General features: G+C 35.4%; 16 protein-coding genes and 1 tRNA gene. 5 read left to right on the top strand and 12 right to left on the bottom strand.

Annotated elements, in window-relative coordinates; genetic code table 11:
* Positions 1 to 4: 4 nt before the first annotated feature.
* From OLM58_RS05865 to OLM58_RS05835, 7 genes are all read right to left on the bottom strand, one after another.
* On the bottom strand, positions 5 to 1,036 hold the full coding sequence (locus OLM58_RS05865) for a sugar kinase (protein WP_264531559.1): 1,032 nt from the start codon (positions 1,034 to 1,036) through the stop codon (positions 5 to 7).
* Between the two features lie 190 nt (positions 1,037 to 1,226).
* Positions 1,227 to 1,694, bottom strand: coding sequence for a RidA family protein (locus OLM58_RS05860; protein WP_264531558.1), 468 nt, complete (start codon positions 1,692 to 1,694; stop codon positions 1,227 to 1,229).
* Positions 1,695 to 1,698: 4 nt separating this feature from the next.
* Positions 1,699 to 3,018, bottom strand: a complete 1,320-nt coding sequence (locus OLM58_RS05855) for a GntP family permease (RefSeq protein ID WP_264531557.1) — start codon at positions 3,016 to 3,018, stop codon at positions 1,699 to 1,701.
* 224 nt (positions 3,019 to 3,242) lie between these two features.
* Positions 3,243 to 4,772 carry a SusD/RagB family nutrient-binding outer membrane lipoprotein gene (locus OLM58_RS05850; RefSeq protein ID WP_264531556.1) on the bottom strand — a complete coding sequence of 510 codons (1,530 nt, stop codon included), beginning with the start codon at positions 4,770 to 4,772 and terminating at the stop codon, positions 3,243 to 3,245.
* An 11-nt stretch (positions 4,773 to 4,783) separates the two neighbouring features.
* Positions 4,784 to 7,939, bottom strand: a complete 3,156-nt coding sequence (locus OLM58_RS05845; protein ID WP_264531555.1) for a SusC/RagA family TonB-linked outer membrane protein — start codon at positions 7,937 to 7,939, stop codon at positions 4,784 to 4,786.
* 345 nt (positions 7,940 to 8,284) lie between these two features.
* The gene (locus OLM58_RS05840; RefSeq protein ID WP_264531554.1) at positions 8,285 to 9,787 is read right to left on the bottom strand and encodes a SusD/RagB family nutrient-binding outer membrane lipoprotein; all 1,503 of its coding nucleotides are present in this window, start codon (positions 9,785 to 9,787) and stop codon (positions 8,285 to 8,287) included.
* An 18-nt stretch (positions 9,788 to 9,805) separates the two neighbouring features.
* Entirely contained in the window at positions 9,806 to 13,042 is a 3,237-nt protein-coding gene (locus OLM58_RS05835) for a SusC/RagA family TonB-linked outer membrane protein (RefSeq protein WP_264531553.1), read from the bottom strand.
* Between the two features lie 526 nt (positions 13,043 to 13,568).
* Here OLM58_RS05835 and OLM58_RS05830 point away from each other — a divergent pair.
* Complete coding sequence (locus OLM58_RS05830) at positions 13,569 to 14,336, top strand: nitrilase family protein (protein ID WP_264531552.1); 768 nt, start codon at positions 13,569 to 13,571, stop codon at positions 14,334 to 14,336.
* A gap of 15 nt (positions 14,337 to 14,351) precedes the next feature.
* Here OLM58_RS05830 and OLM58_RS05825 read toward each other — a convergent pair whose 3' ends face one another.
* Positions 14,352 to 14,795 carry a cytochrome c oxidase assembly factor Coa1 family protein gene (locus OLM58_RS05825; RefSeq protein WP_264531551.1) on the bottom strand — a complete coding sequence of 148 codons (444 nt, stop codon included), beginning with the start codon at positions 14,793 to 14,795 and terminating at the stop codon, positions 14,352 to 14,354.
* Between the two features lie 24 nt (positions 14,796 to 14,819).
* Complete coding sequence (locus tag OLM58_RS05820; protein WP_264531550.1) at positions 14,820 to 16,514, bottom strand: Ig-like domain-containing protein; 1,695 nt, start codon at positions 16,512 to 16,514, stop codon at positions 14,820 to 14,822.
* A gap of 174 nt (positions 16,515 to 16,688) precedes the next feature.
* Between OLM58_RS05820 and OLM58_RS05815 the strand changes: the two genes are divergently transcribed.
* From OLM58_RS05815 to OLM58_RS05800, 4 genes are all read left to right on the top strand, one after another.
* Positions 16,689 to 17,693 carry a hypothetical protein gene (locus OLM58_RS05815; RefSeq protein WP_264531549.1) on the top strand — a complete coding sequence of 335 codons (1,005 nt, stop codon included), beginning with the start codon at positions 16,689 to 16,691 and terminating at the stop codon, positions 17,691 to 17,693.
* Positions 17,653 to 20,010: a hypothetical protein gene (locus OLM58_RS05810; RefSeq protein WP_264531548.1), complete on the top strand. Its 2,358-nt coding sequence runs from the start codon at positions 17,653 to 17,655 to the stop codon at positions 20,008 to 20,010. The genes OLM58_RS05815 and OLM58_RS05810 overlap by 41 nt, the downstream gene beginning before the upstream one ends.
* A gap of 22 nt (positions 20,011 to 20,032) precedes the next feature.
* Positions 20,033 to 20,437 (top strand): methylmalonyl-CoA epimerase, encoded by a 405-nt coding sequence (gene mce / locus OLM58_RS05805; RefSeq protein ID WP_017497728.1) that lies wholly within the window; start codon positions 20,033 to 20,035, stop codon positions 20,435 to 20,437.
* 147 nt (positions 20,438 to 20,584) lie between these two features.
* A tRNA-Ile gene (locus OLM58_RS05800) sits at positions 20,585 to 20,658 on the top strand.
* 322 nt (positions 20,659 to 20,980) lie between these two features.
* Here the strand turns inward: OLM58_RS05800 and OLM58_RS05795 are convergent.
* From OLM58_RS05795 to OLM58_RS05785, 3 genes are read right to left on the bottom strand one after another with little or no spacing between them, the layout of a single operon-like run.
* Positions 20,981 to 22,210: a response regulator gene (locus tag OLM58_RS05795; protein ID WP_264531547.1), complete on the bottom strand. Its 1,230-nt coding sequence runs from the start codon at positions 22,208 to 22,210 to the stop codon at positions 20,981 to 20,983.
* Positions 22,211 to 22,654 carry a hypothetical protein gene (locus tag OLM58_RS05790; protein WP_264531546.1) on the bottom strand — a complete coding sequence of 148 codons (444 nt, stop codon included), beginning with the start codon at positions 22,652 to 22,654 and terminating at the stop codon, positions 22,211 to 22,213. It abuts the gene before it with no gap.
* Positions 22,651 to 26,112 carry a hypothetical protein gene (locus tag OLM58_RS05785; protein WP_264531545.1) on the bottom strand — a complete coding sequence of 1,154 codons (3,462 nt, stop codon included), beginning with the start codon at positions 26,110 to 26,112 and terminating at the stop codon, positions 22,651 to 22,653. Before OLM58_RS05785 ends, OLM58_RS05790 begins: the two co-directional genes overlap by 4 nt.
* Positions 26,113 to 26,199 lie beyond the last annotated feature (87 nt).

Raw genomic sequence — 26,199 nt, 5'->3', positions numbered from 1 at the left:
TGTTTTATCTGTTAATTCTATTACTTGAGCCATTTTTAATAAAATGATTTACTTCATCAGGAGTGCTTATCGCGAAATCTCCATGAATACTTTGTTTGATTACGCCACAGGCAGTTGCCCACTCGATACATTCCTGACCGGATAATTTATGAGTCAGTCCGTATAATAATCCTGCGTTGAAGGCATCTCCGGAGCCTATCTGGTCTGTTACGACCTGTATTTTGTGTTCGGCTGTTTGATAGAAATTGCCTTCATGAAGCAATAATCCTTTGTATAAATGCGCCGGTCCGTCGGACTTTCTGAAACTCATGGCGAGTGTTTTTAGAAAAGGCATTTTTGCTTTTAACAATTCGAATGTTTTCTGAAAACGATCGGCATCCGATTCTTTCGCATCGGTTTTGATTCCGAAATAAATTTCAATCGCATCTAAATCGGCAACTGTAATGGTGCTGTATTGCAGCAAATCAGGCATGACTTCTGACGGATGTTTTCCGTATTGCCATAATTTGGAACGGTAGTTAAAGTCGGAAGAGATAGGGAGGCCTTTTTGATGTGCCGCGAGAATGGCTTCTTTACAAACCAGAGTTGCTTCATGCGAAACTCCGGGGCTTATTCCGGACCAATGAAAATGGGTTACATCAGCCAAAGCCAAATCCCAGTTAATCTGATCTTTTTGTATGGTCGCAAAAGATGAATTGCTTCGGTCGTAAATCACTTGTGATTGTCGGATTTGATTTCCGGCTTCGACAAAATATAAACCTAAACGGTCTCCGCCATAAACACATTTCGAGGTGTTTACTTTGTATTTCTGAAGTTCGTTTACAGCCAATTGCGCTAAGTCATTTTGAGGTAATCGGGTAATGTAATCGGTAGGTATTCCTAGTTGGGAAAGCAAAACACAAACATTTGCCTCGGCACCGCCCACGTAAACTTTTATTTCGTTGGCTTGTGTAAATCGATTTCCGTTGGCAACATTCATCCGGAGTAATAATTCTCCAAAGGTTGCAATTCTGGTTTGTGAGGTATTTGTATTCATTGTTATTATTTTTTTGCCACAGATTTCATGGATTCACTAAAGTTACGGTTAAATTTTTTAGCCACGACTCGAGAGATAGCGAACAGGCGAAGCAATTCACGAATTTTTATTTACTACTGTAAAGATGAAATTCGTGAATTTGTGACGAAAAAAAACACTTTAATCGGTGAAATCTGTGGCATAACTTTTTTTAATATAATTCGAAAACGGCTTCAACCTCAACAGGAATATTATCGGGTAAGGAGCCCATTCCTACAGCGCTTCGTACTCCAATTCCGTTTTCCTGTCCCCAAACTTCGGCAAATAATTCACTGCAGCCGTTTATGACGTAAGGATGTCTTAAGAACTCGCCATTGCAGTTTACCATTCCGAGTACTTTTATCACTTTTTTTACTTTGTTCAGACTTCCAAAATTGGTTACAATTGTAGAAAGCATGGTTAATCCGACTTGCCTTGCTGCTAATTTTCCTTCTTCGATGTCCATGTCATCGCCAATTCGGCCAATGATTAAGGATTTGTCGTCTCTAACTGGCCCGTGACCTGAAAGGTATAAATATTTACCATCAACTAAATAGGGTTTGTATATTCCTAAAGGCTGAGGCGCCGGAGGAAGAGACAATCCAAGGGTTTCAAATTTTTCTTGTGGTAATAAATTCATGATATTAATGTATTATAGTGTTTAAAATAAAAACGAAAATGATTCCTAAAACAGATACTAAGGATTCCATAACGGTCCATGATTTGAAAGTATCTTTCAGGCTGATGTTAAAATATTCTTTGAACATCCAGAAGCTTGGGTCGTTTACGTGAGAGCACATTAAACTTCCTGCTCCAACAGACAGTACTAATAGGTTAGGATCAAGTCCGGCAGTTTGTAATAAAGGCAATAGAACTGTGGCGGTCATTAATCCGGCTGCTGTGGCTGAACCGACGCAAACACGAATGATCGCTGCCATCATCCATGCCAATAGATAAGGATGAATGTTTATTTGCGTTAAGGCTGTAACGATGGTTTCGTTCACGCCGCTCACAATCATGACTTCTTTCAGACCACCGGCTCCTCCAACAATTAAAACGATTAAGGCAACATCTTTTATCGCAACGGCATAGTCCTCCATTACAGAGGTGATGCTGCGGTTCATTCTGATGCCTAAAGTATAGGTACAGATCAGTAACGAGATCAGCATGATCATGCTCGGTTCTCCAATTGTTTTGCAGATATCAGCCAGAGTTTCATTTTTAGAAATCATAGGCACTATCGAAGTCACTGTTAACCCGAAAACCGGAAATAAAGCAGAAAACAAACTCAGTGAAAAACTCGGAAGTTTGCCTTCGTTTACAACTTCTTCAACATTTAAGATTTCATGATCCGATTCGGTTTTGATGTTTTTGAGTAAATTCGAAAACAGTAAACCTGCAATAAAAATGGTTGGTATGGCAATGATAATTCCATAAACTAAAACGAGTCCAAGATCGGCATTAAAAATACTGCTTAAAGCCATTGGAGACGGATGTGGGGGTAAGAAACCGTGTGCTACTGAAAGCGACGCCAGCATTGGAATACCGAGATATACTTTTGACAGCTTAAATTGATGGGCTACTGAGAAGATTAAGGGTACTAACAAAACAAAACCAACACTATAAAATAGAGGTATCCCGACAATAAATCCGGTAATCATTAAGCCAAGGCGAACGTATTTTTTACCCGTCCATCCCATAACAGTTTTGGCGATAACATTGGCGGCGCCTGATGAAACGGTAAGTTTACCAATACAGGTTCCGAAAACAATAATCAGCGTAATAGATCCTAACATTTCGCCCAAACCTTTTTGTACGGTTTGTGATAAAGTGTTTATCGGCAGGCCTAAAAAAAGACCTGCTAATAAAGCTGTTATGATAAAGGCAATAAACGGATTGATTTTAAACCAGGCTATCTGGATGATTAGAAACGCAATGCATGCCGTAAGAATTAAAATGCTCATTTATCTATTGTATTATTAACTCCGAAGAGCGTAATTCGTATAAAATTGATTAAACACATAGCAACATAGATTTTTTTACTTAATAAAAGAATAACAAAAAAAGCCAGCTTTTAAAACATAGTCCCGATGCATCGGGATGCGTGTGAATACAAGTGAAACATCTTTTTAGAATTTCAGGATCTATGTCTCTATGTGTTTAAATTAATCGCATCAATGGTTTTCTGTTATTTATCCCACCAGATTCTTGTAGTAAAAGCATCAGGTCCCTGACGTTTTATCGCTTCAGCTAAGTTACTCGAATTCACAGAATATTCGCTTACCGAGTACTTGATACGTCGTGGGATTGTTCCGTTAGTAACGTTACCCGGAAAGTTTATCGGCACTAATGCAGGATACCCGGTTCTTCTCCAGTTGGCATAAATTTCCTGTTCGTCTACAAAAAGAGCTATCCAGATCTGGCTGTGTATCTGATTCATTTTTTGATCAAAAGTTCCGGCCACATTATAAGGATTTAACGTTAGATAAGGAGTTGCGTCCGTAATGGCATAAGCTGCACCGTAAATTCCCATGTTCAGGAAAGATGCTTTTACGGCTTTCTCGTATAAATCTTTATCGTTTTCAGCGGTGTACCATCCTCTTATGGCAGCTTCGGCCAGGTAAAGGTTCGTCTCGGCATTACTCAGGATCATCATAGGAGCATCGTATCGGAACACAGTACTTTGGTTAGGCTCAGAATAAGTGCCTTGTTCTGCCGCAGACGGAGCAGTTTTAGTTCCGTTAGGAAAACCTTTTTGTACAGCAGGATCTGTATTTTGTACCGTTCCCTGCCAAACTCCTGAATAAACACTAAGTCTTGGATCTGAAGTAGTTTTCAGTACATCGATAAAGGTTTTGGCCAGTTTTCCGCCTTCTGCATTTTTTTGCCCAAAGGAGTCTTTTCCAAAATCAAGACTTCTGGAATCAATACCGGCAGGATTTCTGTTGAAATCATTAGGACCATCCGTGTATTTAATAAGTGCATTGTCTGTTGCGTTTACGATTACTCCTCCAGTAATGGCTTTCGTTACCCAGGTTTTGGATAACGCAGGATCAACTTTTGAAAGTCGTAAACCAAGACGAAGCATTAGAGAGTAAGAAAATTTCTTCCATTTGGCGATATTGCCTTCGTAGATAAAATCAGCTTTACCAAAACTTGCTTTGGCCGGATCTAAGGCAGCTGCTGCTTCATCCAGTTCTTTTAGTAAATCTTTGTAGATGAATTCCTGACTGTCGTATTTTGGAAGGAAATGTTCGTTAGTATAAGCTTTTGATGCCTCGGTATAAGGAATATCTCCATATAAATCGGTCAAACGATGGTAGATATAGGCTTTCCAGATTCTTGCGATGTTGAGTTTGTTGCTCTCTACCGGATTATCCTTTAAAGTATTAATTACCGTTTGGATTTCATTGACAGCAGTTGGATAACCTCTGTTGAAGTAAGCAGAATAGTAAGACTCGTTGTTTAAGTACTTGTCTCCCACACCTGATGCTTCTTTGTAGGTCGCATAATGTTGCATCATACCGCCGCATTGCAGCACATTTGTAAAAAAGTAATTGTTGTTTAAACCATCAAGCTGTGACTGACTAAAAATAAAGGTAGCATTTGGTACTTCAACAGAATTGGGGTTGGTGTTGATTTCTTCAAAATCTTTGGTACAGGCTGTCATACTTCCTAAAAGTATACCTGCCATATATAAAATGGTTCTCTTTTTCATGGTTTTGTTCTTTAAAATTTAACATTTAAACTTAGTCCGAAACTTCTTGTACGTGGTACTCCAAATTGTTCGATGCCCTGAGCATTTCCGGCACTAAACACAGATTCAGGATCTACATTTGGAGTTTTCTTGTAAAGAATAAACAGGTTTCTTGCGATAAAAGAAACAGAGGCTCCCTGAAGTTTGGATAAGAATCCAAATTTTTCAATTGGCAGTTGATAACCAATAATTACTTGTCTTAGTTTTACAAAACTGGCATCGTAAACAAAATAAGAAGTTATGTTTCTTAAACCGTCATAATAGCTTCTTAGATCAGCCGGTGCAATAACCATATTAACAGGGTTTCCTTTAGGGTCAACACCTGAGATTGGCAATCCGTTCTCACGGCCTTCCAATGTCATTTTGGTCAATCCCATACGGGTTCCGTATAATTCTGTTCCGGAGTATAAATCCCCGCCAAATTTACCGTCAATTAAAAAGCTGAACGATACTGATTTGTATTTGAATTCATTGCTTATACCTGCCGACCAGGGGTGAACACCCTGTCCCAGTTCTTCAAGAGGACCTCTTGCTACAGTTGCAGTATTGCCGCTTACATTATACACCGTGTTGCCATTGGCATCTTTAAGAGGTTTGTATCCTTTTATAGTACTGTAAGGACGTCCTACATCGCTGCTAATAACAGCATAATCGTTTACGGAAACTGCCATCGTAAGCGAATTTAATTGACCTGTAAGTGATTCAACGGTGTTTTTGTTATAAGATCCGTTGATGCTGGCTTCCCATGAAAATTTATCGTTGTTAATGATTTTTCCGCTTAGTAAAAGTTCCACTCCGGTATTTTTCATTTTCCCAAGATTCAGTAAAGCGGTTCTTGCTCCCGATGCGTTGGAGATTGTAGTTTCTACAATGTCATTTGTAGTTTCTCTGTTGTACCAGGCAAAATCAAGATTTAAGCGATTGTTAAAGAATCCCATGTCTGTTCCAACTTCCACGGTTGTTGAAGTTAGTGGGCTTAGTGTCGAATTTGGGACTCTTGAACCTGTTGTACTTTGTAAGTACTGACCGTTATGTCCACCCTGAATCATAGAGTAGGATTGGTTTAAAGCATACGGATCCGGAGTAGCTCCACCAACTTGTGCCCAGGAAGCTCTAAGTTTGCTGAATGAAATCCATTGTGGCATCGTAACAATGTCGGATAGGATGACACTGGTTCCAACTGACGGATAGAATATCGTATTGTTGTCTTTTGAAAGGGTAGAAAACCAGTCCTGACGTCCTGTGAAGTTTAGAAAAACCACATTTTTATAATCTAAATCTGCGGCAGCGTATACAGAATTGGTTTTGGTTTTTCCGTAAGGATAGGCATAGGTTATAGTAGCCAGGTTGGTTAAAGAATAGAAGTCGTCTAGTATAAAATTTGATCCGTCTATTCTCACTTCATCTCTTATATTGGTACGGGAGTTAACTCCAAGCAAAGCATTCAAAGAGAAATCTTTGTAGATGTTTTTCTTAGTGTAGTTCAGAATGGCTTCAGAGTTTAAATTGGATAATTTTACTTTTGAACCTTGTCCGTATCCAACAGGATTGTTTAAGCTTGTTTTAGGAATGTAGGCGTAAAAATCGTAGTTCGTATAATCTTGCCCAATTCTTCCCTGAAGGAATAATTCGGGAGTAAAGTTCACTTTTACATTTAGCATTCCGATAAAGCGGTTTTTAGTATCGCTGTTTTTAATTTTATTGACAGCAAAGTAAGGATTTGTTGCCACAGCAACAGGATTCCAGGCTACCTCTCTGCCATTTGCATCATAACCCGGAGAAAGATTTCTAATGTCGACTGTATTGGCGATCATATAAGTTGCCCAGTTCGGATTTGCTTCAGCATCAGATACTGTAGTTCTATTCTCTGTTTTGTCGATATTGTATTGGGCTACAACGTCAAATTTTAACCAGTTTGTTAGGCTAACATTACTTGCAATGTTGACACTTTTTCGATTGAAAGAAGTATTCGGTACGATGCCCTGATTGTCCATATTCATAAACGAAAGACGTCCGGATGCTTTGTCAGTTCCTCCTGATAAAGCAAGTGAGTTGATAAAAGTAGTTCCGGTTTGGTAGAAATTTTTAATGTTGTCTTTTTGTGGAGAGTAAGGTCTTTTTACACCGTCGAACTGAATAACATCTGTTCCGTCCATTTTTGCTCCCCATGACCAGCGGCCATAATCTACGGCCTCACCCTGAGTTGTAGGTTTTTTGCCTAAAGCACCTGAACCATACTCATATTGCCAGTCCGGTTTAATAGCCGGAGTTTCAAAAGTAAAAGAAGTGTTGTATTCTGCACCAATTCCTTTTTGAGCAGATCCTCTTTTAGTCTGAATTAAGATCACACCGTTTGCAGCATTTGCACCATACAGTGCGGCGGCGGTTCCCCCTTTTAATACCGTGATGCTTTTGATGTCATCGGGATTGATAACAGACGTTCCGTCACCTCGGTCTACGTTAATTCTTGGTGATCCCGGTGCATTTCCGGTACCCGGTAAGTTTAATTGTGTATTGTCTATTGGTAAGTCGTTTACAACGTACATCGGCTGATTGTTTCCGTTTAAGGAACCGTTTCCACGAATTACAACTCTGGTTGATCCCGTTGGTCCCGTTGCAGTAGCGCTCACGTTTACACCGGCAATTTTTCCTGCCAGAGCACTGGTGATATTCGTTTCTTTGGCTTTTGTAAATTCAGTTCCTTTAAGTTCGGTTACGGCATAAGAAATTGCTTTTGTGCTTTTTTTAACTCCCAGTGCTGTTACTAAAACCTGTTCCAATACATTTTCTGCAGGTTTTAAACTTATTACTACATCTGTGACCTTATCTAGTTTATACTCTAAAGTTCCGTAACCCATGTAAGAAATGATGATGTGAGTTTCATTTTCCGGAACATTTAGTTTAAATTTTCCTGTTTCATCGGTTATAGTAGCTGTTTTCGAATTGCCTTTTGCGTAAATAGTAGCTCCGGCAATTGGCATTCCATCGTCCTGACCAATGACCTGGCCCGAAATTTCAATCTGACTGCTTTTTTGTTCAAAGAGGTGCGTTTTAATTGCAGTCTCTTTTGCATTTGCTGAGAAGATTACTCCCCCAATAAATACTAATGAAATTAGCTTTGCTTTCATAATACTTTGGTTTTCATGTTTTATTTTGGTTTTATTGGCGATCAAATATATAGATAATTTTTATTCATTTGCATTTTTTTTGCATAAAGTGCATTTTTTTTGCAATATTTTTTTCCGAAGTGTTTTTATAATCCAAAAGAAATGAGGTTTCTAAAGGTGTTCTGAGAAAATTTTGCAGAATGAGTTTTTTTGGAAAGAATTCATTTTAATCTTAAAATTCGTATTTTTAGAAGGGTATGAACGGGTGATTTTGTTTGTTTTTGATCGGAAAAGCCTAAAAAAATACCACCCGCAATTCAATACAAATTACGAATGGTATTAGGATCAACATGAAATTAAGTAGGTTTAATCTACATCCCACCAAACTTTTGCCAGCCAACTGTTGTTGTTGTATTTGGCACTGGCAGCCAGGAAGTTTTCTCGGTTATTGGTTGATTCTTCCACCGGATAGGGCATTCTTGTAGGCATAACTCCTTGTGTGTCAGATCCTGCTCGGGTAATTTTTATCATAACAGGGAAATTTGTTCTTCTGTAGTTGCTATAAGCTTCCATTCCGTTTAAGAATAAAGTGAGCCATTGCTGTGTGGCAATTTCTTCCAATTCTTTTCCTGGGGTAAGATTTTTAGTGGCAAGAAAAGTAGTAATAGCATTATTGTCGATAATACTGGCGTCTTTAAAAATAATCCATTGTCTGATACCGGCTTCGATTCCTTTTTTATAATAATCTTTTGTGTCACCCGGATATAGCCCTCTGAAAGAAGCTTCAGCCAGAAGTAATTGTGTTTCTGAATAAGTAAGATGTAAATAAGGGGAGCTGTTTTGGGAAAGATAAGGCTGAGTCTTTGATAAGGCATCACCTCCATTTGGATGCCCCCATCTGTAATTATTCGGGTCGATGCCTTCATAGATTCCATTCGGATTTGGTCTGAACCATATCTCTTTTCTGGGGTCATTTTTTAATGCCTCTAATATTGTAAGGGTAGGGTGATCATTTAAGTCTCCTGTGGCCTTTAAGGCATGAGAAAGTCCGTTACCGTTGTTTAAAGCACCTGTAGTTTCATTAGTAGTGGCGTCATGTTTCATGAAACAATTATCATCGTTGCTTGTAAAGATGCCATTGGTAACTGCTTTTTTGATTTGTTCTTTTGCCAATGCCGGGTCTACTTTTGAAATTCTCATAGCCGTACGTAATCGTAAGGAATTGATCATTTTTTTCCACTTAGCGACATTGCCTTCGTAAAAGAGATCTCCTTTTATTACGTCAGATCCGGATTGTAATTGGCTGTATGCTTCGTCTAGTACTTTAAAAAAATCGGTATAAATGTCTTTCTGACTGTCGTATTTCGGATAGAAAATTTTCTGCAAATCGCCAAAGCCTGCTTCGGAATAGGGAACATCTCCGTACAAATCGGTTAAGCGCTGATATACCATCACTTTCAGTGTTTTTGCAACAGCATTTAAGTTGGTGTATTCTGGTTTTCCTTTTGTTCTTTCCAGAACGTCTGTTAAGTTTCGTACGATTCCGCCTCCATAATTTGAAAACCAAAGAGCATCCTGGTATTCTCTGTTAGCAATGTAAAAGGAACCATAGTTGGCGACACTCCATGATCCGCCAAGATGTTGTACAAAACCTTCTCCATAAATAAGGTTGGCTCTCCATTGCTCAAACCATCCTCCTGATAACGCAGCTTCTATTCCCGTTATCTGAGTATAAGGTTCGATGGTTTGAAAGCCTTCAGGGTTAGTGTTTGTTTCTCTGAAAAGTTCGTCGTCAGCACAATTAGTAGTGGTTAGTACTAAAAGTATAGCCAACACATGTTTTGTCAGTTGTAATATATGTTTTTTCATTTTGATGCAATTAGAGGATTAGAATGATAATTGTAGGTTAAAGCCATAAGATCTTCTGTAAGGCAGGGAACCGTATTCAAAACCTTGTCCGTTGCCGCTTGTGTAAGTTGACTCCGGATCGATGTTTGGAACTTTAGAGTAAATAGTCCATAAATTTCGAGCAATAACCGAGAATTTAAATCTTTCAAATCCGGTGCCTTTTAACCATTTTTTTGGAAAATCGTAACCTATAGAGACTTCTCTTAGTTTAACATACGAAGCGTCATAAATAAAAGGTTCCGGTGTGGTATCGTCTCCGTATAAGCTTCTCCAGTAAGTTTGCGGATTCACTGGTGTGGCGTTGTTTTTGTATCCGGTTACATTACCGTTAGTGTCTCTAACTTCGTTTACACCTTCTATAATGAGTCCTGCGCCAGGTTGTAATTTAGCGATATCATCTGGTGTTTTTCCGGAAGCGATCTGCTGTGCAAACCATGCATTAAATTCATCTCTTCCGTCGAGAGTTCTGCTGGATAGTCCTGCGGCAGCAGCGTTGGCGTTGGTCATAGAGTATAGTTTGCCTCCAAATTTCATGTCAAGATTGGCTCTTAGGCTAATTCCTTTGTAAGAGAACTCATTGGTAACTCCTCCAATCCAGTCCGGTGCCGCTTTTCCAAAGCTTTCCAAAGTTGATGTCAACAGCGGATTTCCGTTTGATCCTATCAAAATTTGCCCATCAGGAGATCTTTGGAATTTTTTACCATAAATCTCTGTAGTGCTTTGCCCAACTTTTGCAACAATTTGAGCTCCGGCCCATCTTGCATTCGAGATCACTTGTAGGTCAGTTTTGTCTGTTAATTCAATTAATTTGTTGTCATTTTTAGCAAAATTGAAGGTTATGTCCCAATTAAAGCCATCTGGATTTCTGAAAATTCCGGCAGTTATCAGGGCTTCAAAACCTTTATTCTCAACTGTACCTGCATTTGCATTAACACCAACAAAACCGGAAGCTTGTGAGGTGTTTAATACAATCAATTGGTTTTTTGTTCTGGTGTAGTAATAAGACAAATCAACTTGTAAGCGATTTTTAAAAAATCCTAAATCAATTCCGGCTTCGTAGCTGGTGGTAAGTTCTGGTTTTAAGTTGTTATTTGGAATAATATTACTGTTGATTGAGCCGATAGGGTTTCCTAATAAAGGTTTGGCTTGTATGTTGTAATTTAATAAAGTTGCGTATGGAGTTTCCAGTGCTTTTGCAGTCGTTGCCCATGAAGCTCTTATTTTTCCAAAAGTTAATACGTCATTCTTAATATTTAGACCGTCAGTAAAAATAAAACTGGAGGATACAGACGGATAAAAATAAGAATAGTTGTTGTTGTTGGTAGAACTTATTGCTGAGGCGAGAGTGGAGTTCCAATCGTTACGTCCTGTAAAATCCAGAAATAAATAATTTTTATAATTGGCTCTTAAGTAAGTGTATAAAGAGCGTACTAATATTTCATCATTTGTTTTCGGACTTAAGACAGAGGATAAGAAATTAGATTGTTTGTTTACTCCATTGAAAAACATGTCCGTAAGTGCTACCCCCGAAACAATTCTTTGGGTATTTCTTTGATTGGCACCAACTCCTAAGTTCACATTAAAATCACCGAATGATTTCTGAGCATTTAATAATGCTTCAGCGTTGTATTCCTGAAAGGTTGTGTTGCTGTTGATTAAAGAGCCATTTTTTCTTGCTGTCCAGGTGGTACCTTCGTTGACAAAATCGGAACTTTCAAATGTAAAACGATCAATTCCTACTCTTCCTGTAGCGCTTAGCCAATCGGTAAAGGCGTAGGTTGCGCTGAAATTCCCTAATATTCGATGTTTTTCGGTTACATTTTTGTTTTCGTCTAATACAAAGTAAGGATTTAATTTATTTGGGTCGGAATTCCACTGATAGTAATTCCCGTTTGGATCTTCATAATTTTTTAACCAGGCTTGATTGAAGTTTGGTGCGAGTGAGGTTACGGTTAATCCAAGATTGCCGGCATCGTCTGAAAGGGCAGGTCTGTTGGTGGTGTTTTCTGTGATGTAATTGAATTTCGCATCTAATGTCAGTTTTTTGATTTGAGAATTGACCCCTAATGTGAATGTATTTCGTTTAAGACCGGTTTTAGGAACGATATCTGTGGCATCAATATTGGAATAGTTTAATCGGAAGGTGGTATTGTCTCCACCACCTGAAAGACTAATGCTGTTGTTTACGGTTACGCCTGTTCTGAAAAAATCTTTAAAGTTGTTTTTCATGTATTCGTAAGGTTTGTAGGATCCGTCAAAGATCCGTACTGAAGTGTTACCGGGAGATCCGAATCGTGGCCCCCAGGCACTGGTGGTGGCATTTCGTCCATTTACGATTTCATTAGTATTCGGCAGTGTTCCGTTTGATCCTGTACCATATTCTTTTTGGTAGTCTTTGTATCTTGAATTGATTTGGTCAAAAGTAGTAGTGCTGTTCCAATCGACTTTCAAAGAGTTTCTTTTTCCCTTTTTGGTAGTAATAACAATGACACCATTGGCGCCACGTTCTCCGTAAAGAGCACTGGCTGCTCCCCCTTTTAGAACAGAAATGTTTTCAATGTCATCTGTATTTATACTGGACAATCCGTCACCATTGTCTCTTCCTTCAGAGTATCTGGCCGATTTATTGTCTGTTATGCTTCCAAGTCCCGTGTTTCCTAAGGTAACTCCGTCTACAACATAAAGTGGTTGATTGTCTCCACTTATAGATCGGTTCCCTCTTATTACGATTCTGGAACTACCTCCAATACCTCCTGTGGTTTGAGAAATGTTAACACCTGCTACTTTTCCGTACAAAGACTGAGCAACACTAATTGTGGGATTGTCTGCCAGATCTTTTCCTTTTACATCCTGAAAAGAATAGCCCAGTTCTTTTCTTTCTCTTTTTAGACCTAATGCGGTAACTACCACACCCGAAAGGGCTGTTGCAGCGGCTTCTTTAAGTTTTATGGAGAGGTTGTTAGAATTTCCTATAAGGATATTTTGTGGTTCTAATCCTAAAAAGGAAATCGTTAGTGTTTTTCCTTCTTGTACGTCGATAGAGAACTTACCGTCGAAATCGGTTGTAGTGCCTCTTTTTTCTTCTTTTATGCTTATTGATGCTCCCGGTATCGAGATGCCATTAGTGTCGGTCACCGTTCCTTTGATGGTTTTTACTTGCGCCTGGGTGACCTGTATCGCAAAAAAGAACATAAATAATAAAATAGTTTGTTTCATTCTTTGGGTTTTTAGTTAGTTGAGGTTTGTTGATTGGTTGTTTTTTTGTTTCACTGGTGAGGTGAAAGAATTTCTTAATTCGTTTCCTGAAGACGAATTAGTACAAATAGAATCTTGTTGCTTTTACTACAGACGTGGTTTGTTCTGTAGCTTTAGCAGTACGCTTTAAAGAATAAGGAATCTGTTTGTGTTTTTTTAGTGTTTTGCTTTTTTATTGCAAGTGATTCATGGCTGTTTGTAAGAATCGTTGTTGGCGGTGCGCCCTTTAAAATCGTGCGTTTTTTCATAATTAGGTGTTTTTTAGGGTATTGTGTTTTTTAATTAGCGATCAAATATATATAAATTATATTCATATAGAGCAATATTTTCGCACAAATTATGCAATATTTTTGCATAATTTTTTCAGATAATGTTTTTTTATTCTGAAATATCTGATATTTACTGGGTTTATGGCTCTTTGTAGGAAGGTTTGTGAAACTCAAATCTTATTTAGACTTTTTATTTTAAAAAAAGGTATTTTTACCATATGAAAATCGCACTTATACAATCCAATCTTTATTGGGAGAATGCTTCAGAGAATAGAAAGCAATTCGAATCCAAAATCAATACAATCGATGCTGATGTTAATCTGATCGTGCTGCCGGAGATGTTTTCAACGGGATTTACCATGAATGCCGCCGCAGTTGCCGAAACGATGCAAGGAGAAACGATCTCCTGGATACAGTCTTTGGCGAAACAAAAAAATGCAGCTATTGTGGGAAGTCTTGTTATTGTTGAAAATGACAAGTATTACAATCGAATGGTATTTGTTTTTCCGTCAGGTGAAATTCAATATTATAACAAACGCCATTTGTTTTCGCTTGCAGGTGAAGATCAGTTTTATACCAGAGGAGATGAAAAAGTAATTGTGAATTATCTGGATTGGAAGATCTGCCTGCAGGTTTGTTATGATTTGAGATTTCCGGTTTTTGCCAGAAATGTCGAGAATTATGATGTATTGCTGTATGTGGCCAACTGGCCCAAAGTGAGGACCAACGCCTGGGATGCCTTACTTAAAGCACGTGCGATCGAAAATCTCAGTTATGTGATTGGAGTTAACAGAGTAGGGCTGGACGCCAATAATTTTGAACATATTGGCCATTCGCAAGCGGTGGATTTTTTAGGAAATTATATTCTCGAACCACAGGAAACCGAGGATATTTTTGTGGTGGAACTAGATAAGAATGCAATGTTGGAAACCCGTAAAAAACTAGATTTTTTAAGTGATAAAGATGTGTTTAGAATCGATTTTTGATTCTAATTTGAAAGCTTATTTCTGAGGTTCTTCCAGGACGATAATTTCGTTCTTAGGATTTTTGGTGCGGACAGCAATTTTTTGGTACACCCATTCTGTTCCTTTTTTGAAAGCAGAAATGTTTAGTTTGCCCTTTCTTTTGTCTCCGTTCACTCTCACAGATAAATTAACGGTATTGTGATTATTGGAATAGATAACGTTTCCTTCTAAAATGGCCAGTTTGTCGATAGGTTCAAGTGTGCCAATATTTTCAAGAATGTTTGGGTTCTTGTTAGCTTTTTCAATTGCTTTTTCAAAAAGTACATTGTCTGAATAAGCTTTGGCGATATCAGTAATGCTATCTTGAGAGGTTGATGCAGCTAAAATTCCAATTAAGAGTATACACAGGAAGATGGAAGATAAAAGCCATTTCCAGTTTCTTTTGAACCAGCTCTCTTTTTCAATTAAATCGTTTTCCATAGCGTTGCGCTCAGGTATTAAAATTTAGAAGGCTTTCCTTTTTTTCTCTTCGTCTTTTTTCTTTTTTTCTGCCTGTTTTTTCTCTACTTCAGGATTGTACGGGACGCTTAAATCAATAGCCTGATCGACATCCCAATTGGTGCGGACATCTACTGGGGTTTGGTAATAAAATACTTCTTCGGCGTACTTTTTATTCAGGAAGTCTCCTGAATCATAAATTTTGTTCTTGTTGTCGTCGTAGATTATTCTGATGGTAAATTTATCAGGGACCAATAAATTGAATTCAATTTTAGTCTTGCCTTCAGAGTAATCACTGGCGTATACAACATCACCTTTTGCGTTAGTGGCTTCAACAATAATGGGAAAACGTTTTACATTTTTTAGGTTCAAAACCAGATTTCCATAATCGGCAGGTTCTTTTGTGCTTAGTTTAATAGCCAGAGTGTCATTGGATTTTTCATAAAAATCAGTCAATGCACCCGGGAAAAATGTTATGCTGTATTTTTCAACAGGTTCCTTTTTGAAATCAACATAGAGTTTTTGCTCAAATTCATCGTATTCTGTCGTAAAATCTACGGCAGTCGAATCTTTGTTAACCAGTCGAATTTTTGATTTGTCAAATTTTACCAGCGGAGTAGCTGATTCTAAGGTAAATCGATCACGGAAATTGATGGTGCCGTTTTGAACAGCAGTTATGTTTAAAGTGTCTTTCTTCTGGTCTTTAATTTTTACGCTAAATCTTTTGCTGTATTTTTCTTTACTAATTTCTACTGCCAAAGAATCTGATTTAACTTTTAGCGGTTTGTACCAAATTTGCAGGGAATCCTTTTTAGGAAATGCGGTAACAATGGTTTCCATGGTGTCGTTCCCGTGTTTCACGACCACTTTAGGTTTCGAAAGTTTAAAGTTTGGTTTGCCTTCGTAAGGGAGGTACAGCCTGTTTCCTGAGGCTTGTATAGGTTTTATGGCTTTAAATGGAAGAGCTTCTTTGAATAATTCCAATTCAAAAACAGTGTCGTTTGGAACGGTAATGTAATGTTTGATAAAGCCGATTTTGTCGTCTTTAGGATTGTATCTGTTGTTGCTTCCTTTGTCTTTCAGGGCCATCAACAGGTATTTTCCGGCCTTTAAATTTTCTAATTTGAAAGTACGTAAACTGTCCAGTGTATTCGTAATGTAGCGTGGACTTTGCTTGTAAATTAATGAATCCTGGTAGGTGTCGTTGATCTCATAAAGTATCACCGAAACAAAATTATCAACGTTTTTTTCATAAGCATCTTTAATTTGTCCGCTTATCGAAAGCGAATCAATAGAAGAACCTGTTGAAAAAATATATTTGAATTGGTTTATCGAGTTTCCTTCGTTGTTGTCTGCTATACTTTGTCCGAAGTTAAAACTATAGGTTGTGTTCGGCTGTAAGGTGTCTTTTATTTTAATTGTGATCACTTTACTCGGTGTGGTAGGTAAAATCAATGGCTCATGTTTCATTGGCGGTGAAACAATAAGCTGCTTGTTGAGGTTTTTAAGTTTTACATACTCGTCAAAACCCAGAATAATTTCGTTGCCTTTAAAATTAGTGCTGAAGTTTTTAGGCGAGCTGTATTTTAAAACCGGAGCCAGCGTGTCTTTTAGTCCGCCGGTAATGCTGCCGCGCTTGGCACAGCTTAACATAAAAAAGACCAGTAAAAATGCAATATATCTAAAGTTGTTTTTCAACATAACGGTTTCTGAATTTGATTGCACAAAATAACAATTATATTTGCTTTAATTGAAACTTTTTAGCCATTTATTAGGATTTGCAGCTTTTACAAATTGCTCTTTTTTTTTAAAATGAAAACCATAACAGCGAAGAATTTCTTACTTTTGGGTTTAAAATGTAATTTTTCCTAAGTTTTGATCAAAAGATTTTTTATTGGTTTCCTAATTCTTTTTCTGATTTCCTGCAGTAAGAATGAAAAGCCGGTTGTTGCTTTTTATTACTGGAAAACTATTTTGAAATTATCTGAAACGGAGAAGCTTGCTTTGAAGGACAATGAAGTCACTAAACTGTATATTCGGTATTTTGATATTGGCCAGCATCCCCAGACCAAACAGCCCATTCCGCTTAGTCCGATTCGTTTTCAGGATGATGTAACCAAGTTCGAAATTGTACCTGTAGTATTTATTCAAAACAAAATCATGTTGTCTTCTTCCCTTGATGTGGAGGATCTGGCACAGAAAACAGTTCGTTTGATTGAAGAAATCAGCACGAAGAACAAAATTACATCTCGGGAAATTCAGATCGATTGCGACTGGACCCTTAAAAGTAAAGACAACTATCTTAAATTTATTGAGAGTGTTAAAAAGCTTTCCGGAAAAAAACTCTCCGCAACAATTCGCTTGCATCAGGTGAAATATTTTAAGAAAACTAAAATTCCGAACGTAGATTCCGGAGTTTTGATGTACTACAACATGGGGTCAATTGCTCCCGATTCCTTAAATTCGATATACGATCAGAAAATTGCTGAACGCTATTTGAAAAGTCTGAAAAAGTATCCGATGCATCTCGATTTTGCCTTACCTATATATTCGTGGGGAATTCATATCCGAAACCAAAAAGTGATTGGTTTGCGCTCTAAAATGAATGTAGCCGAACTCAAAAGGGATCCGAATTTTCAACAAATAAGCGGGATCTTTTTTAAAGCAAAAAAGTCCAATTATAAGAATGACGTTTTTTACGAAGAAAATGACCTCTTAAAAATGGAGACAATTACGGCAGAAGATTTAAAACAAATGGCGGAAGAACTGGGTGAGAATACCGCGCAGCAGCCAAAAGAAATTATATTTTACGATTTAGACGAATTCAATTTAAAAAACTATGAAAAGAATATTTTTGAACAAGTTATTTCTTGTTTCTAGTGCGGTTTTACTTTTTGCATACGGAGTAATTTATGCCTGTGCAGATGGCGATTGGGATTATTTTGGATCGTACAGTTCTAATTTTACTCCCGAAACTTTTGCAGACAAATCGTATGCACCGCTTTTCCTGTCGGGTGGAATTTTCTATGGAATTGGTTTTGATACCGAGCACAATTCCCGTTTCAATAAAGATATTAAGTCCGATTGGGGAACGTACCTTAAAGGGAAAATTGATACCACTACTGTAAATTATTTTTTAATTGGAGACGAAAAACCGGATTATTATTCGGAGAATAAAAGTGCAATAAAAAACAAGGAAGAAATTAAAGATCTTCATGTGTATTATAAAAGCAAAAAGGAAAACAAATCCTCTTTGAAATGGGGGAAAAAGATCTCGCTGAAGGACGATAAAGTAAAAAGCTTTGTTGAGTTTTTGTATCTGGCGCAAAAAATAGAAACCGTTTCTATTAACAGAGATTACTGGAGTTACGATCCTGTGGTGGCAAAAACGTTCAACGATGCCAAAATGATTCAGTCTATCGAGAATGTGTACAATACAACTTCAGATCCTTTCCTGAAAAACAGATATTGGTTTTTGACCATGAAAGCTCGTTTTTATAGTAATAGCAAGCAAAAAGCTATTGATTTTTTTAATAAAACAGAAAAATCGGTTCCTAAAAATGTGCTGTATTACCGTGCACTTTCCTACGTGGCAGGAGTGAATCACAAGCAAAATAAATTTGCAGCTTCAAACTATTTGTACGCACAGGTTTTTGATAAATGCCCGGAATTGAGAACCGTTACGGCTTATTGTTTTAGTCCGAAAAATGAAACCGACTGGAATAAAGCGTTGACGATGGCTAAGAATAATAAGGAAAAAGCAGCGCTTTGGGCTGTTCGTGGTTACTACAAAGACGAAAAACAGTCCATTGAAAAGATCTATGAATTAGATCCTAAAAGCGAACATCTGAATTATCTGGCAACACGATTAGTGAACAGACAAGAGGAGGCGATAAACAATTCGTTTCAGAAGGATGGAGGAGAAAATCAGCCCATGAAAAAACTTAGTGTGGCTGAAAACAAAACCGAAAACCAGGTGAAGGTGGATCAAAAAACATTGGATTTAATTGCTAAAATTTCAGCAGCAGGAAATACAGACCGACCTTACTTGTGGGATTTGTCTCTGGGGTATTTGCAGACTTTAAAAGGAGATTATGCCAATGCAGATAAGAATTTTGATAAGGCGGTGAAAACGCTTCCTAAAACAGAACTGGCAGGAATGCAGCTTCGTTTGCTTCGTTTTGTAAATAATTTGAGCAAAATAGATAAACTTACGGATAAAAACGAAAAAACAATTCTCGCCGATTTAAACTGGCTGTATTTTGAGCTTCCAAAGAATTACAAAGGGCAGGAATTTCGTTATCAGAATGCTTCTTCCTGGAGCAGAAGTTATTTGTCAACGCTTTACAGAGAAAAGGGGAATCCGGTAATGGCTGAAATTTATGGCGAATCGCGTTACAGTTATTGGAACGATGGGAATTCATTTTACGACAATGAAAAAGTTCTATTAGACATGAAAGCTTTCTTGTCTAAATCCAATAAATCTGAAATTGAAAGTATCGGAGCAGGAATTTATAGTTTGAAATTGAAGGATATTAATAATTTTCAGGCGGTTCAGGCGACCTTTAAAAATAAAATTCCGGAAGCTATTGAGTACATGAAACAAACCGATTCGGTTCAATATAGCAAGTTCCTTGGGAATCCGTTTAACGGAAATATAAAAGATTGTCACGACTGCGATCATACGGCGTATCAAAAAAGAAAATATACTTTTATGGATTTCCTGACTACCATAAAGGAAATGCAGGGTAAACTGGCTCAAAAAGAAGATGTGTACACGAATAGCTTATTGTTGGGTAATGCTTTCTATAATATTACCCATTTCGGAAACGGAAGAACTTTTTATGAAATCACAATTATAGGTTACGGTTCAAGTCCGTATTCGTTTAGAGATTCGATGAAGCGAATGATAACCAATTGTGATCTTCCTAGAATGTACTATCAAAAAGCGTTGGAAGCGGCAACAACAAAAGAGCAAAAGGCAAAATGTATTTATATGCTGGCCAAATGCGAACGAAACGAATATTACAATAATAAGTACAACAACCTTAAAAACTGGTGGGAAGCCGACGACGATAAAATTAATTTTATTGCCTGGAGTGGTTTTAAAGCGTTGCAGAAAGACTATTCGGATACAAAATATTATCAGGACGTTATTGCCGAATGCGGTTACTTTAATACGTATGTAAATCAATAATTGAAATTAAAATTTAGAGGTTATGGTAAATAAAATTGAGCATATCGGAATTGCCGTGAAGAATATGGAGGACGCCAATGTGCTGTTTGAAAAATTACTGGGCGTTCCGTCCTATAAAATGGAGTCGGTAGAAAGCGAAGGAGTCTTAACCTCGTTCTTTCAAACCGGAACCAATAAGATCGAACTTTTGGTAGCTACAAATCCTGAAAGCCCGATTGCAAAGTTTCTGGAGAAAAAAGGAGAAGGAATTCATCATATCGCTTTTGATGTCGAAGACATTCATGCCGAAATCGCCCGTTTGAAAAACGAAGGTTTCGTGCTAATTAACGACGTTCCTAAAAAAGGTGCCGATAATAAATTAGTGGTTTTTTTACATCCGAAGAACACAAATGGTGTTTTGGTTGAGCTTTGTCAGGAAATTAAATAAAAATTTTTCTTTTTCTGATTCGAAATAAGCAGTTGAAAATCAATTGTGTTTTAGGAAACACAAGGTGTTGTTTGAAATTAAATGCAAATCATCTCCCAAAATATTTGGAGTGAATGAAAAATAGTAGTAATATTGCATCCTCAAACCGGTCCTATAGCTCAGCTGGTTAGAGCACCTGACTCATAATCAGGTGGTCCCTGGTTCGAGCCCAGGTGGGACCACTACTAGAATAAAGCCTTTACAGCAATGTAGAGGCTTTTTTTGTAAAGTAGCAGTGTAGGAATGAGGTATTGCGCCCGTCTCAGTACTGCTTAATGCTTGAGTGGTTGGGAAATTTGATTCAACATTAAGAGCGGCTCCTAATTCTCTTTTTTGAAGTTAAGGAAGAAAGTCATTTAGGTCTTCATTAGTTTTGAACTGTTTTAAAAATTCAGTTGCAAATAAATCGTTTCTTATCTTTTCTAATAAGACTGTGCAAGTAAAAAAATAATGAGATCTTAATGTCTTATCATTTTTTTACTTGCTTAGTTAGTAATACTACGTTTAAAAATCTAATTCATTTAGAATAAATTTATGAATTAACGATGCGCTTGTATAAGCTGCATAATCTTGAAATGAATCATTTTTTTCTTCATTTGCAAAATCACAAGCAGATTTTACAGAGAAAACTATTGGTTTGGGTTTTTGACAATGAGCTGCACTATAAAAGACTCCATAAGTTTCCATTTCAATTCCTATCAATTTTCGATTTATTGATTTTATTAAATCAATTTGAATATCTGATTGAATTACAGCTGGCACCGAGGCCATAGGGCCAATATGTATATCCAATAATGTATTTGGTTTTGAACCAGAGTAATTATTTCTAATGTCGTCTAAATATTTTCGTTTTGCCTTTATATTTAAAAATTTTTCTTTTAAATCTTCATTCAAAATTTTGTATCTCGGGTCAGGTTGAAACAAAACACCTTCGTTATTATCGTTTTTTAATTTGCCGCTTGCGCCATCCCAAACTTGTTCGGCAATTAGTATATCTCCCAATTCGACCTCTCCTTTAATACCCGCAGCTATACCAGACATAATTAAATACTTTGGTTTAAAATTTGTAATCAATTTCATTGACAAAGTTGAAGATGCACACATTCCCATTTGCGGTGCGCAAGCTGCAACTATTCGTATTATTTTATCATCCTTTCTTTTAAACTGACCAACATGAAAAATAGTGGAATCATTGTATAGTTTTTTCTCTATCCATTTTCCATCCAGCCTAAGTACTTTTTCTAATTCCTTGTTAAGTGCAGTTATGATAGCAATATCAAAATCATATTCAATCTCATTGCCAGATTTTAACTCATTCTTTGAATTAATCAAATATTCTATTTTATTTCTTAAAATATCTTTCCATTCCTCCTCGTTTTCTGCATATTCAATTAAATACCATAAATTTTTTTTAAATTCATGAGAGAATTTATCAATGAATTCTGAATATCCAGATATTCCAATAATATGAAAAGGTCTTTTTTTATTCGGATCTAAACTGATCTCATTTAAAAATTCAATTCCATTTTCTGGAGTTTCATTGTCTCCAAAATCATTAGGAAGTACTAAATCTAATATTAATAAATCATATTTGTTATTATCAAGTAATCTCCTCCCGTTATTTGTATCAGATGCAATTTCAACCTTTGAACTGATTTCAGGAAATTCAAATAATACTTCTTTTATTGCTGCTACTTTTAAACTATTGTCATCTACTATTAATATTGAAATCATTTATTTTAAATTTGAAATTATATTTTTTAACTCATTTTGCCAATTTACTTGAGATGTATTATAATATATACATCCTAAGTAGAAGTCTGAAAATTCTTCTCTTAATGAGTTATCTATTTCCTCTAATGAAATTTCATCAAACTCTTCATATTGAGTTAGAATAAGAGCTTTTGTCTTAATTCCTTCTCTTTCCATTTCTTGTAAAATTATTTCCCCTCCTCTATCTAAAGTTTCCCCTCCATCATCAATTTCAGAGATGTCAAAGGTTGGAATACTCATGTCTAAAATTAAAAGATCATAGGAATTTACCAATATAGCTTCAAGCCCACTTTGAAAGGATCTTCTTGTGTCAATATTATTAGGACTTATTTTTATCTCATATTGTAGAAAAAACTCGACTTGAGTTGATTTATTAGTGTCATTTTCAACGATCAATATCTTCATTTTAATAAATTTTTAAGGGATATTTTACAACCTATGTTAAATGTACCATTATTAAGATTAAAAGAAAGTCCATTATCTTGGTTTCTGAAAACGTTCTTCAAAATATTATTAGCTTTTGAAAATCCTGTATTTCCTTCACTTCTTATTCCATTATAATTAGTTTCTTCTAAATCTAGTTTTATTTTGTCTAGTTTAATCAATAACTCCTCCGGGTCTTCATTATCAGATAATTTGTTTTTAAATTCAATGTGTAAAATATCATCTTTTCTTTTTAAATTTACTGATGCCGACCTTTCAAGTGCGTTATTGGTTTTATAATAATCCGATATGTTTGTGAGGAAAATTTTAATTAAGTCAACAAAATGAGGAAAATATATACCTTTTATTAAAGATTGGTCTGTTATTTTTTGTGTAATACCTAAAACAGATGGACTATTTATGTTATTTACAATTGTTAGACTCGTGTTTAATGCATCCTCTATTAGAAAATCAATTTCATCATTTTTACTTTTATTAAACCATCTAATAACATAATCAACATCTGCCTGCACATTTGTTCTACAATCAGCAATTGCCTTAAAAATAGCACTTGATGATGTAGACAAAACAATGGCTTTCAAATCTATTTCAAGAGAATCAAGTTCGCCTATTAATTCTTCTTTTATTTTACTATTAATTTTTTCTCTTACAACTAATAAATTCCTATCGGTAATTTCCCATAATATTTCAAAAATCGATTCAACAAATTCTGTGAAATCTGTGAAAAATTGAATTTCCTTGATAAATAGACTATAAAGCCATTCACTATTCCAAAGAGGGATATACATATAATCAAACCATCCTGTTTGCTTTGTTTTAATATCTTCAGTTCTAATTTGTACAAATTGATCTTTCAGATCATTTATAATTTTGTCAATTGAAGCAGAAAAATTATTCATTCTTTGATCAAACTTTATTCGATCAATAACTCCAATTTCTAATTGAATATTATTCCAATAATCATTTTGTAAATAGTTGCCATCTTCGGAGGATTTCGTGGTGACTAAGTTAAAAGCATTAAAAGGTTTTCTTATTTGACCGATGATTGTTCCATGTCTAATTCGTTGGCTTAAATAATAATCTAGTCCATATTGATTACTAAATAAAAATTTATCCCTTATTTCTAGAAATAATTGAACAAATAATTCAAAATGTAAATCTGTTTTTCTAAGAGACTTTTTATAAGTATCTGTATCTATTTTGCCTTTTAATAAATCATAGAGCGCATCATATCCAATACCTGTTGGGTCAATCTTATTTTGTTTTAATAGTTCTGAAATGCTTTTGAAGCGATTAAAACCTTTTTTGATTTCAATAAGTTCACTTTCAAGTATACCATATTCGTCAACATATATTTTACTTTGATCAATTTCCTTAATTCTTTGTTGAACAGTTAGTCTTTTAGTTATTTCTGAAATTTCTTTATTATATTCTTCTATTCTTGAATTGTCTACTCTTGCTAAAATTTGGCAAATTGATATTCTCTCATTTAATACCGAATTAGAATTTTTAAAAATCATAACTTTTCTAGAGATAATTTTCTGATTGGCTACATTTTTTAAAAAAAATATTTGCTTTTTATTTGCATTCGAACTTTCATCGATTAATAATGAAGGATGATTAAGATTTAGTGTTCGCAAATACAAATCATAAGCAATGTATTTAGGATGTGTTTCATCATGTGCTAAATAAATAAATATGGGGAAATTGATATTATTATGAGAAATATACTTCCATCGATTTTTTATAATCTTGTCAGATAATTTTTTAGAATCAATTTTTGTCACAAGAGCCGAGTTTAAAATAAAAGAGTCAACATATAAGTCAATTGCGTCATTAAAAAGTTCAAGATTGTAATAACAATCAAATAACATTGTTACGCACGATTCCTTAATGTAATTCAACTCTTCTATTTGAGGAATAATCTTTAATAATTCCAATTTACAACCTTCATACTTATTGCTATCATATAAATACTTGGCTTTATAGAATGTTAATCTGTATCTAGGGATTATATCCGTATATTTTTCATCAATTGTATCATATTTGTTTATTATATCGCTAAAAAAATTTACGGTCAAAGAATTAAATTTAGAGAATGACTTTAAATATTCTTTTTGGATATTTTCGTCGCTAAATAGTAAAAAATGGATAGGGTTAAAGCTTTCAGAAGATATGTATGCTCTTTTTAGAGAGAGATTATCATATCGGAAATCAGAAAAGTTAAAATTCCGCTGGATAAATGAGACTATTTCTTTAGATATTTCAAAGCTAGATATAGTATTAGAAATTGTTAATAGATCAATTAAGGATTCATTAGATTTTTCATTGCGGGATAAATAATTGTAAACAAATTCAGTTATACTATTAAAAACACAATTATTTGGAAAAATGTTCTCAATTGGAATTTTCAAATGAAGATGAGATTTTGCAAATAGCTCAATACAGCTAAAACAAGCCTTCTTAGTAATCATTTTTTTTGCACCTTCAATAACTGATAGATAGTCTCCTCTAGTGAAATCATCAATTATTTTTAACTCACTTTCAAGATTGTTTTCTTCTTCTTTGATAGAAAAATCTCCTTCAAAATTATTTGATTTTTGGATTAATGGGTCATTTATGTAATTTAGAAGATCGTTAGAATTTTTTTTAATAAACCCTTTTTTACTATAGTCTTTCATATCTAGTGACATATAAAAAACTATATCTCTATAGGTCATGTATTTATCAATAACGGATAAATTTTTACTTGCCCAAATTACACTTTCAATATCATTAAAGTCATATTTTACAATGTTTAAACGGTACTTAAAATACTCTTTGTAGTCATCGCTCATCCCCCGTACTATTGAATTTTCCAATACATTGTCATAACTAAAATATGAAACGTCTTCTTCAACTTTATAGCTAAAAAAATGAATTAATAGAAAAAATGCTGGATCATTAACTTTTTGGTTCTTACAAGAATTAAGTAGTTTGAAATTAAACTCAAGTCCTTTTTCATATTGAATCTGAAGAAATTTATTTTCAAGACCCCAATATGAAAGTGAGATATCTTTAATCGCCTTTAAGTTTTCTGATGATTGATTATAAAGACCTAATAAAAAATTTAGTTCAAATTTTACTTTTAACGCGAGAAATAAATTAATTTCTTTTGAATATCTTTTAAACTGAAATATTAACCAATTGAATTCTTTTTCATTGGAGTCATAGTATGTTTTTCTATTTTTTCCAAAATCTTCAGTTTTATTTAAAAGCGATTTCCCATAAATTAATGTCTCAAATGTTTTAGGAATTCTTTCAATTATATATTGTTGTTCGTCAAAAGAATAAGCAATTTTTAAATGATTGAAAAGATCCGTTTTTTTTATTCTTGGATTGTATAAATTGATTTTAAAATCTTTGTATTTTTGTTGCATATAGTGTCTTTATTTTGTCGCCATAATTTCCAAATATAAAAAATAATTCCTGTTAAAATTATACATTGTTATATTGTAGCTCACTTT

The organism is Flavobacterium sp. N502540 (genome assembly GCF_025947365.1).
Lineage (GTDB): Bacteria > Bacteroidota > Bacteroidia > Flavobacteriales > Flavobacteriaceae > Flavobacterium.
Note: the sequence above shows the minus strand (reverse complement) of the source record. Positions and strands in the feature narration are given on the sequence as shown.